Below are 9,962 nucleotides of genomic sequence, written 5' to 3' on the forward strand. Positions count from 1 at the left end.
CGCCGGTCACCCTCTTTTCGGCAAAAGGAGCGCAGAGGGCGGCTGCCGCCCTCTGCGCTCCTCTGTGTTCTATTCCGCGGTCACACCACCGCTTTTTTCCGGTCGGTCCCCAGGCAGTACAGCCAGAAGAAGAGCATCATCAGCACCTCGCCGATCATGCTGAAAAACACCAGCAGGTCCATGTTGCCCGTGGCGGGACCCAGGGCCGCAAAGACAAACATCAGCAGCCCGGACAGGAACAGGGCGCCGTTTTTCTGCTTCACCCACACGATGACGCCGCACACGATGAGGGGCAGCACGGTGCCGAAGGAGAGCAGGCTGCTGATGGTATCCGCCCAGGCCGGGGTGGCGTCGGACGCGGCGCACCGCACGATGCCGGCCACCTCCCGTACCTCCAGCACCGACGCGGCGGCCTGGGCCACCCCGGCGGCCATGACCAGGGCGGTGAAGACCCACACGGCGGCCAGCGCCTTCCCTCTGGCCCGCAGGCCGTAGGCGCAGATGGGGAACAGCAGGGGGATAAGGGCGCCGTGGCTGATGAAGCGCATCCGGCTCAGGGATGCCAGCAGGGGGAAGCCCGGGATGCCCCCCAGAGCCAGGATCAGCGCGTCGTAGAACAGTCCCACGCCGATGAGGCCCATGCACAGGGCGATGGGCTCCCGCTTGTTTCGGAAGCAGTTGAGCAGCAGCACCACAAACACCAGGTGCAGGGCCGTGATGACCCACATGAGGACGGGGCCGTGATTCAGGAACAGATCGCGCATAATGTCTCCTCCTCCATGTTTTATCTCTGTTTCCAGTATGTAGTCCTATTTTTCGCCCGTCAATCTTTTTGTTAAAACTTCCACAAAGCACGATTCCCCGGACCGGCGCCCAATGGGCCGCCGGTCCGGGGAATGGATATGGGGTGCGGGGCGCTCAGGTCCCGCTGCCCACGATATTGCTCATGGACTTTACCTTCTTCTGCCGGAGGAAGGCGTACACCAGCACGATCACCAAGTAGCCGATCATCATCTGCCAGGCGTTCTGGATGTCGCCGAAGTTGAGAACGGCGGCCATGGCGTAGCTGCCCAGGGCCACGGTGGTCAGGATGGCCAGGGGCACCCGCTTCATCTTGAAGGTGGAGTTGGCCATGGCCTGGGGGTTCTTCTTGTAGATCAGGTAGCCGGCGAAGATGGGGAACATGACGTAGATCAGGGACAGACCGTTGCCCAGGCGGGAGATGGTCTCAATGTCCAGCCCGGTGAGGATGGGGATGGCGCCCACGATGTAGAACACGGTCAGCAGCACCCAGGGCGTGCCGAACTTGCTGATGGAGGCCGCCTTTTGGGGCAGCCAGCCCTCCTCGGCGGCGATGAGCAGGCCCTTGGTGCACCAGGTGAAGGTGGCGTTCAGGGTGGAGGCCACGGCGAACATGCCGCCGCCGATGATGAAGAAGTAGTACAGGGGCTTGGGGAAGATGGCTCGGCCACCAGCACCAGGCTCTGACCCGCCACCTGGTCAATGGGCAGCACGCCCACCGCCACCACGCCGATGAAGGCGTAAATGATGGCCACAAGGCCGGTGCTGGAGATCATGGCCCGGGGCAGGTCCCGGCCCGGGTTCTTCATCTCGCCGCCCAGCTCGCTGAGGAACTCCGCGCCGCCGGTGGCAAAGGTCAGCAGGCTGGCGCCGGTCAGGAAGCCCACAATGCCGTTGGGCATGATGGCGTCAGGCTGGGTGAACACGTCCCAGTTCACCTTGGGCAGGCCGAAGGCCACAAAGAGCGCCATAGCCACCACCAGAACCACCACCAGCACGTTCTGCAGCTTGGCGGCCATGTCCACGCCCACAATATTCATCACAAAGCAGAGGGTCAGGATGGCGAAGGCCACCACCGTCTCATTGAGTCCAGGGATGATGCTGCAGGCGTACTCGGCAAAGGTGATGGCAAACATGGCCAGCACCAGCTGTCCGGCCACCAGCAGGGCCAGGTAGAAGAAGCCCGCTTTTTTTCCGATATAGTCCCGCACATAGGTGTACATGCCGCCGGTGGCCGGCACCGCGCTGCCCAGGACAGCCAGCACCAGGTTGGGGCAGATGACCAGCACCGCCGCCAGCAGGAAGGCAAAGGGCGTGCCCGCCCCGGTGATGGAGATGCAGATTCCGGTCAGAACCATAATGCCTGAGCCAATGATCTGGCCCACGCCGATGCCCATCAGATCCCAGAAGCCCAGGACCTTTTTCAGGCCGTTTTTTTGCTCGTCCATATGTAAGTCCTCCTCAAAACCTCTTCCGTCATGCCGTTACATCGGGGGTCAAAGGTCCGCAAGGGCCTTTTGGATGCAGGCCAGTCCCGCGGTCAGCTGGGCGCGGGGGCAGGCCACGTTCATGCGCACAAAGCCGTCGTACTGCTCGCCGTAGTGGTTGCCGCCGTTGAGGCCGGCCCCCGCCTGGGCGATGCGGCGGATCAGCTCGTCGCTGGAGAGGCCGTAGTCGGTCATGTCCAGCCAGAGCAGATAGGTGCCCTCAGGCCGGGCCACCCGGACCCGGGGCAGGTGCTCCGCCATAAAGTCGCAGACGATCTGGGCATTCCCCGTCAGGTAGGCCCGCTGGCTGTCCACCCACTGGTCGCCGCCGGCGTAGGCCGCCTTCACCGCCTCCAGCCCCAGGGTGTTGGGGCAGAAGAGGTAGCGGGAATAGAGCCACTTCTGGTAGGCCTCCCGGGTCTTTTCCCCGGGGATGATCAGGTTGGAGGTCTCCAGGCCGGCGATGTTGAAGGTCTTGCTGCAGCTGGTGCAGACGATCAGCCGCTCATACAGCGCCTGGAACTGGCCCATGGTGGTGTGGTGGTAGCCGTCCATGATCAGGTCCCAGTGGATCTCGTCGCTGACCACGTACACGCCGTACCGGCCGCAGATGTCCGCCACCCGCTTCAGCTCCTCCTCCGTCCACACCCGGCACACCGGGTTGTGGGGGCTGCACAGCAGCAGCATGGCGGCCCCGTCCTTACAGGCGGCCTCCAGGCCGTCGTAGTCCATGCGGTAGCCGTTCTCGTCGTGGATCAGGTCGTTTTTCACCATTGTCCGGCCGGACGCCTGGATGATAGAGTAGAACGGATCGTAGACCGGCGGCTGCACGATCACCTTGGCGTCCGGCGGCAGCAGCGCCTCAATGGCGTTGCACATGGCCGGAACGATGCCGCCCGTGGGCACGATCCAGCTGTGCTCGATGTTCCAGCCGTGGCGCCGGCGGCACCAGCCCGCCACAGCCTCAAAGTAGTCCTCGTCCAGGTCGGTATAGCCGATGACGCCGTTGTCGATCCGCTTCTTCAGCGCCTCCAGGATAGGGGGATAAGTGGGATAGTCCGCGTCGGCAATGGAGAAGGGCAGCAGGTTGTCCATCCCGTAGTCCGCTTTCTGGAAATCCCATTTGATACAACTGGTCCCTTTTCTCTCTGCGCCGCGGTTAAATGCTTCCAGATCGCTCATCCGTCAGCTCAGCCCCTTCTTGTTATGTTTATTTCCTTGTTAAGCGCTTAACTTGTCATATGTAATAATAAGACATGTATTATCATAATACAAGTCCTATTTTCTATTTTTCGTTTTTTCATCGTCGTATACAAAATACTGTCGCATTTTTCTGCGTAATGACGAACCTGAATTTGTTTTTCTCGCAACTTATTATAAAAAATTACCGCCGCAGATCATCTCTGGTCTGCGGCGGCGTCCTATTTCTCTCCTTTGCTGAAGAAGGTGTTGAAATACTGCTGGTAGGTGTCCAGCAGGAAGGCGGTGTGCTCCTTCATGTAGAAGTAGGCGAACTCCCCGTTCTTGGTGCGGATGGCCTCAAACACCCGCTCGTGCTGGTGCTGGAGCTGGGCCACGGTCCGCTTCTGGCGCTCGGGCACCACCAGCTCCATCAGGGGCGGCGGCGACTCCTTGGAGATCAGCTCCCGGAAGGTGGACAGGAGCAGCGGGTTCTTGGCCGCCTCCATGATGCTCAGGTGGAAGGTCTCCAGCGGGTCCTCCGCCTTGCTCTCCCGCAGGGCCCGGCCTATTTTGGAGATGTCCTCCTCTGTGGCCGTCTCCGCCACGTGGCGGGCCACCTCCGGCTCCAGCCACAGCCGCACCTGGTTGACCGACAGGAAGGCCTCCCGGTAGGACGCGTCGTACTGGTGGCTCTTCTGGAAGCCGAAGGCGTCGATGAGCACAAAGCTGCCCTTTCCCCGGCGGGTCTCGATGACCCCCGCCTCGCTCAGGGTGCGCAGCGCCTCCCGCACCGTGATGCGGCTCACCCCCGTCATCTCGATGAGCTCCTTCTCGCTGGGCAGCATGTCGCCCTTCTTGTACACCCCCTGGTCGATCATGGACTTGATCTGCTCGACCACCTGCTCGTAGAGCTTTCGCCCCGTGACAACCTGAAACATACGATCCTCTTTTCTCCCCCGTCCCCGCCGGGCACTGCGGGCGTACTGGCTGTGTCGTGGTATGATTATCTATTACTGTACCATCACCGGAGAAAAAAGTAAAGAAGCCCCTCCCTCCGCGGCAGGGCGGAGGGAGGGGCAGGGGGAATCAGGCAAAGGGGTTTTCCGTGGGGTAGGGCAGAGCCGCGGGCCGGTTGTAGGCGATATCGCCGATGCCCAGCAGACGGAAGGTCGCAAAGAGGGCCTTGCCGTGGTGTCCGAAGGCCACCGCGCCGTGGTGGGGGTAGCGCTTCTCCAGCAGCACGTGGCGGTAGAAGCGGCCCATCTCATGGATGGCGAACACGCCGATGCCGCCGAAGGACCCGGTGGCCACCGGCAGGATCTCGCCCTGGGCGATGTAGGAACGCAGGACGCCCTCGCTGTCGCACTGGAGGCGGTAGAAGGTGATGTCGCCGGGGGCGATGTCCCCCTCCAGGGTGCCCCGGGTGAAGTCGGGCTCGCCGCCGTTCTCCAGCAGCCGGTTCTGGATGAGCTGGTACTTCACCGCCCGGTCGGCGCACATCTTGCAGGAGGGGGTGTTGCCGCAGTGGAAGCCCATGAAGGTGTCGGTGAGCTTGTAGTCGAACTTGCCGGAGATCTCAGCGTCGTACAGGCTCTTGGGCACCGAGTTGTTGATATCCAGCAGGGTCACCGCATCCTGGGAGATGCAGGCGCCGATGTACTCACTGAGGGCGCCGTAGATGTCCACCTCGCAGGCCACGGGGATGCCCCGGCCGGCCAGGCGGGAGTTGACGTAGCAGGGCTCAAAGCCGAACTGGCTGGGGAAGGCGGGCCAGCACTTGTCCGCGAAGGCCACGTACTTCCGGGCGCCCTTGTGTTCCTCCGCCCAGTCCAGCAGGGTGAGCTCAAACTGGGCCATGCGGGCGAGCAGGTCGGGGTAGTAGCGCCCCTCCCCCATCTCGGCGGCCATGTCGGCGCACACATCGGGGATGCGGGGGTCGTCCTTGTGGGCCTGGAAGCTGACCAGCAGGTCCAGCTCGGAGTTCTCCTCCACCTCCACGCCCAGCTCGTAGAGCCCCTTGATGGGGGCGTTGCAGGCGAAGAAGTCCTGGGGGCGGGGGCCGAAGGTGATGATCTTCAGATTTTTCACCCCGATGACCGCCTGGGCCACGGGGACAAAGTCGGCGATCATCTCGGCGATGTCCTCCGCCGTGCCCACCGGGTAGGAAGGAATGTACCCCTTCAGGTGGCGCATGCCCAGGTTGTAGGAGCAGTTGAGCATGCCGCAGTAGGCATCGCCCCGGCCGTTGATCAGGTCGCCGTCCCCCTCGGCGGCGCCCACGTACATGCAGGGGCCGTCAAAGTACTTGGCGATCAGGGTCTCGGGGGTCTCGGGGCCGAAGTTGCCCAGGAAGACCACCAGCGCGTTGCAGCCCGCCGCCTTCACGTCCTCCACAGCCTTGAGCATGTCGCCCTCATTCTCCACCGTGACGGGGCACTCGTAGAGCGGACCGCTGTAGGCCGCCGCGATGGCGCTCCGCCGCCGCTCCGACAGGGTGATGGGGAAACAGTCCCGGCTCACCGCCACAAGACCCAGCTTGACCTCAGGAATATTTTCCAGCATGTTCTTCTCCTCCTCTGTTATGCTCTTGTCTCCGCAATGTCCGTGTTCCAGCCTCTCAGCCCCACCTGGGCCCCCGTCTTGGCCTCGGCGCTGTCCGGGTGGGCCAGGAGCCACTTGTTCCGGGCCCACAGCCGCCTGCTCTCCCCCGGCAGGTCGGTCAGCTCAGGCTTTTCCGTATTGGTCCCTCTGGGCAGCACCACCGCTACCCGGAAGCCCTCTGTCGCGTCCACGTGGCAGGGGGCGTAGTGCAGACTGGTGGCGTAGATCTCCACCAGGGTGCCGGCGGGCACGTAGAAGGCCGCGACCTTATCCGTGTCCAGCACGCCGTCCTCCACCTCCCACTGGTGGGCCAGCAGGAGCACAAAGGGCACGGTGCCCAGGTTGAACTCGCTGCTCCGGTGGTACTCCAGACAGTTGAGTTTGGTGTTATGGCCCCAGCACATGCCCACCTGGATGGGCATGCCGCCGAAGGCCCGGTCCTCCAGCGCCCGGAAGCAGTCCGCCCCCTCCAGCTCCGGCATGGAGGGCCGGTAGTCCGTGCCCTGCTCCGGCATGGGGATGGACTCCATGGCCCTCAGCAGCCCCTCCAGGGCGTAGCCCGGATGGACCTGGCCATAGGAAGCAAATTCTCTGTTAAAAGTTCTACCGATTTTCTGATTATCTTTTCAAATCTCCGCAAATGCTGGAAAGGCTTGTTATATCAAGCATTTCCGGCATTTTGCGTTTCGGAAGATACCCCGCATATCATGGCATTTCGGAGCCTCACTTGGCGTTGAAAAGTAGTAAAACCGTGAAACTGCTGCGGGATACGGATACGACCATCGCTGATATTGCCGCACGAGTAGGATATGAAACCCAAGGGAAATTCTCCAAGGCGTTCAAGGATGTAACGCAAATGTTGCCTTCGGAATATCGCAAAATTCAGTATGGCAAATGAGCTGCTATAATAGTCTTATTTAAGAGCAACTGGGCATAAAACAGTTGCTCTTTTGTTATCTAACTGGCCAAATTTAGTTTGTATAATTGTAGTATTGATAGAGGAGAAAATGAGGGAAGGGTTGTTGTAGCAAGCACAGCAAGCGAGTACCCGCTTGCGAATTTTCGGTTTAGGGGACCCCTGCCCCTAAACACAAAAATTGCTTGCTGGGATAGTCCCAGACCCTTATGAGAAATGGAGGCGAAGCGGAATGGCAAATCGGAAACGGAATATCCAGATGAAGTTCTGGGTGACGGAGGAGGAGAAGCGGCTCATCGACGAGAAGATGGCCCAACTTCCCACAAAGCGGTATGGGGCATACCTGCGCAAGATGGCGATTGACGGGTATATCATCCAGGTGGACACCACCGACATCAAGGAAATGACAAAAGCTCTGGGCTCCATCGGACGAAACATCAACCAGATTGCCAAGCGGGTGAACGCCGGCAGCCCCGCCTATCAGGCTGACATGGAGGAGATCCGGGAGAGATTGGAGCAGATATGGCAGTTACAAAGACGCATCCTATTAAGTCAACGCTGAAAGCGGCTATTGACTATATCTGCAATCCAGACAAGACGGACGGGAGGCTGCTGGTGTCCTCCTTCGGCTGCACTGCGGAGACCGCCGACATCGAATTTGCGTGGACCCGCCGCCATGCCATCGACAAGGGCACAAACCTGGGCCGGCATCTCATCCAGGCGTTTGAGCCTGGGGAGGTCACGCCGGAGGAGGCCCACCGGATCGGCATGGAGCTGGCGCGGGAGGTCCTGGGCGGCAAGTATGAATTTGTCCTCACCACCCACATAGACAGAGACCACGTCCATAATCACCTGATTTTCAATGCGGTCAGTTTCCAGGATCACCGGCACTACCATTCCAACAAACGGAGTTACCACGAGATTCGCCGCACCAGCGACCGTATCTGCAAAGAGCATGGCCTGTCCGTCATTGTCCCCGGCCGTGACAAGGGAAAGAGCTACATTGAACACCAGGCAGAGCAGAACGGCACCAGCTACAAGGCGAAGCTGCGCTCCGCCATCGACCGGCTCCTGCCCGGCTGCTCCGACTTGGAGGATCTGCTCCGCCGCCTCCAGCGGGAAGGATACGAGCTGAAACGGGGCAAGTACATATCCGTCAGGGCTCTGGGCCAGGAGAGGTTCACCCGTCTGAAGACCCTGGGCGCCGATTATGCCGAGGAGGCCCTGGCTGCCCGGATCGCCGGCAGGCCCGGTCCTTCCCGTCAGCCGAAACAGCGTACCGGGAAACCCAGTCTGCTCATTGACATCCAGAACAACATCAAGGCCCGGCAGAGCGCCGGTTACAAGCATTGGGCGACCATCGAGAATTTGAAGCGGGCCGCGGAAACGCTGAACTTCCTGACGGAACATGGCATCGGAAGTTTGGAGGATCTGTCCGAGCGGTGCGACGGGGCGGCGGCCGCCACCGCCAGGGTAAAGGCGGACCTCCGAGCGACAGCGAAGGAAATGGAGCGGTTGACCCTCACCATGAAGCACGCCGCCACCTACCGCCAGCTCCGTCCCATGTATGACCAATACCGCCAGTCCAGGGACAAGGAGAAATTCCTCCGGGGGCATGAGGGCGAGATCATCCTGTTTGAGGCGGCGGCAAGGGAACTGAAACGCCTGGACGCCGTACCCCTGCCCGCCACCAAACGGCTCCGGGCCGAGATGGACGAGCTCACCGCCAGGAAGTCCGCCCTGCAATCGGAACATCGGAAAGCCCAGCGGGAGGAAAAGGAGTACGACACCCTCCGCCAGAATGTGGAGGCCCTGCTGGAAAAGCCGAGGGAGGCCGAACCGCAGAGGCAGCGGAGCAACGAACTGGAATAGCGTAAATTGTGCGCTTTGCCGGACTTTTCACAAACCCCTGGGCGCGGCCTGATTTTATCTGTATAATGGAGGCAGGAATGGAGGTGCTGCCAATGACGAGAACCAAGGCCATCAAAGAATTTTTCAAGAAGGCGGTTTTGCCCGTCATCATCGCCGGGCTGCTGTACTGTATTTTCAAATCCGCCTGCATGAGGGATGGGGAGCTGGATCTTCTCTGGCTCTGGATACTCTGCGGCCTGCCCTTCGGCATCCATCGGATGTGCGTGTGGATCGTGCCGGGCGGCGGCTCCCTGGGTGGCGGGGCCGCACTGTTCGTATTAAACTTCGTGATCGGCGGCATCATCGGCGGCTTCGTCCTGATATGGCGTCTGCTGGTGGCGGCGTGGTATGTGCCCCTTACCATCTACCGCCTGATCGTGGGATAACCGCACTATGGAAATGTGGAAAACGGCCGCTCCGCCGATGGAAAACAGACATTCACGGCCCGATGGAAAAGCCGCTGGCTTTCCCACAGCCCGCAAACATCGTTTCCCACAGCTCCGCAGACATGGTCGTTTACACACATTCCCACAGCGCCTGCTGCGGCGAATATCCTTCCTATCCTGTCCTATCCAATCCTGATGGAAAGAGAAAAAAGAGACTAAAAAAGAAGCGGGAGCGTCACCCTCGGTTCAAACCGAAGGCGGCGCTCCCGCTCTGCTATGGGAAAGTGTTCAAAATTGCGGCTTTACACCCCTCAAATGGAAGGGGCAGACCCACATGGAAAATCATAAGGGCGGCTCCCGGAAAAGCCGCCACAGACAATTTTTCAGCCCATTTTCAACCCCTATCTGCACACTTTTTCGAGCGTGCGGACTGGTAATGGGGACAGGCGATGAGAACCGCCCGGAAGCTCTGCTTGCAGGGATGGGCACAGCCCTTGCAGACCTTGTTGTACTTGCGGCGGCCATTCTCCCCCAGGAAGAAGGACCACTCTAGCCGCCACTTTTTACTCCGGCTCATAGGTCATGCTCCGGGGGCTTCTTATGTGTTTGTCAAACGAAAATGTGAGCAAAAGGGCCCCAAAAAAGTGAGCACCTTCAGCACCAGATTTCATGTCGTGA

11 protein-coding genes are annotated in these 9,962 nt (G+C 60.7%); 4 read left to right on the forward strand and 7 right to left on the reverse strand.

The annotated features are described in order from the left end of the window. Positions 1-80 precede the first annotated feature (80 nt). The 7 genes from WMO64_RS06690 to WMO64_RS06720 form a co-directional block, all read right to left on the reverse strand. On the reverse strand, positions 81-764 hold the full coding sequence (locus WMO64_RS06690) for a hypothetical protein (protein ID WP_349231459.1): 684 nt from the start codon (positions 762-764) through the stop codon (positions 81-83). A gap of 154 nt (positions 765-918) precedes the next feature. Further along, the gene (locus WMO64_RS06695) at positions 919-1,407 is read right to left on the reverse strand and encodes an APC family permease (RefSeq protein WP_349231460.1); all 489 of its coding nucleotides are present in this window, start codon (positions 1,405-1,407) and stop codon (positions 919-921) included. Next, positions 1,392-2,249, reverse strand: coding sequence for an APC family permease (locus WMO64_RS06700; RefSeq protein WP_349231461.1), 858 nt, complete (start codon positions 2,247-2,249; stop codon positions 1,392-1,394). The genes WMO64_RS06695 and WMO64_RS06700 overlap by 16 nt, the downstream gene beginning before the upstream one ends. Before the next feature lie 48 nt (positions 2,250-2,297). Then, entirely contained in the window at positions 2,298-3,470 is a 1,173-nt protein-coding gene (locus WMO64_RS06705; protein WP_349231462.1) for a MalY/PatB family protein, read from the reverse strand. Between the two features lie 239 nt (positions 3,471-3,709). Then, entirely contained in the window at positions 3,710-4,408 is a 699-nt protein-coding gene (locus WMO64_RS06710) for a FadR/GntR family transcriptional regulator (RefSeq protein WP_294521315.1), read from the reverse strand. Between the two features lie 148 nt (positions 4,409-4,556). Then, entirely contained in the window at positions 4,557-6,032 is a 1,476-nt protein-coding gene (locus WMO64_RS06715) for an L-fucose/L-arabinose isomerase family protein (protein ID WP_349231463.1), read from the reverse strand. A 17-nt stretch (positions 6,033-6,049) separates the two neighbouring features. Next, on the reverse strand, positions 6,050-6,682 hold the full coding sequence (locus WMO64_RS06720) for a DUF4867 family protein (protein WP_349231469.1): 633 nt from the start codon (positions 6,680-6,682) through the stop codon (positions 6,050-6,052). A gap of 140 nt (positions 6,683-6,822) precedes the next feature. Between WMO64_RS06720 and WMO64_RS06725 the strand changes: the two genes are divergently transcribed. The 4 genes from WMO64_RS06725 to WMO64_RS06740 all read left to right on the forward strand — a co-directional run bounded on the left by WMO64_RS06725 (position 6,823) and on the right by WMO64_RS06740 (position 9,284). Continuing rightward, positions 6,823-6,969 (forward strand): helix-turn-helix domain-containing protein, encoded by a 147-nt coding sequence (locus WMO64_RS06725; RefSeq protein WP_349231464.1) that lies wholly within the window; start codon positions 6,823-6,825, stop codon positions 6,967-6,969. A gap of 250 nt (positions 6,970-7,219) precedes the next feature. Continuing rightward, complete coding sequence (locus WMO64_RS06730) at positions 7,220-7,549, forward strand: plasmid mobilization protein (protein WP_349231465.1); 330 nt, start codon at positions 7,220-7,222, stop codon at positions 7,547-7,549. Then, positions 7,510-8,859, forward strand: coding sequence for a relaxase/mobilization nuclease domain-containing protein (locus WMO64_RS06735; protein ID WP_349231466.1), 1,350 nt, complete (start codon positions 7,510-7,512; stop codon positions 8,857-8,859). Before WMO64_RS06730 ends, WMO64_RS06735 begins: the two co-directional genes overlap by 40 nt. A 92-nt stretch (positions 8,860-8,951) precedes the next feature. Beyond that, on the forward strand, positions 8,952-9,284 hold the full coding sequence (locus WMO64_RS06740) for a DUF6050 family protein (RefSeq protein ID WP_349231467.1): 333 nt from the start codon (positions 8,952-8,954) through the stop codon (positions 9,282-9,284). Positions 9,285-9,962 lie beyond the last annotated feature (678 nt).

Origin of the sequence: Pseudoflavonifractor intestinihominis (assembly GCF_040096055.1) — a bacterium.
Taxonomy (GTDB): Bacteria; Bacillota; Clostridia; order Oscillospirales; family Oscillospiraceae; genus Pseudoflavonifractor; species Pseudoflavonifractor intestinihominis.

What these genes read in the sequence shown, in the direction of transcription:
- WMO64_RS06690 (WP_349231459.1), bottom strand. Translation starts at nt 764, where the DNA reads ATGCGCGATCTGTTCCTGAATCACGGCCCCGTCCTCATGTGGGTCATC.
- WMO64_RS06700 (WP_349231461.1), bottom strand. Translation starts at nt 2,249, where the DNA reads ATGGACGAGCAAAAAAACGGCCTGAAAAAGGTCCTGGGCTTCTGGGAT.
- WMO64_RS06705 (WP_349231462.1), bottom strand. Translation starts at nt 3,470, where the DNA reads ATGAGCGATCTGGAAGCATTTAACCGCGGCGCAGAGAGAAAAGGGACC.
- WMO64_RS06710 (WP_294521315.1), bottom strand. Translation starts at nt 4,408, where the DNA reads ATGTTTCAGGTTGTCACGGGGCGAAAGCTCTACGAGCAGGTGGTCGAG.
- WMO64_RS06715 (WP_349231463.1), bottom strand. Translation starts at nt 6,032, where the DNA reads ATGCTGGAAAATATTCCTGAGGTCAAGCTGGGTCTTGTGGCGGTGAGC.
- WMO64_RS06730 (WP_349231465.1), top strand. Translation starts at nt 7,220, where the DNA reads ATGGCAAATCGGAAACGGAATATCCAGATGAAGTTCTGGGTGACGGAG.
- WMO64_RS06735 (WP_349231466.1), top strand. Translation starts at nt 7,510, where the DNA reads ATGGCAGTTACAAAGACGCATCCTATTAAGTCAACGCTGAAAGCGGCT.
- WMO64_RS06740 (WP_349231467.1), top strand. Translation starts at nt 8,952, where the DNA reads ATGACGAGAACCAAGGCCATCAAAGAATTTTTCAAGAAGGCGGTTTTG.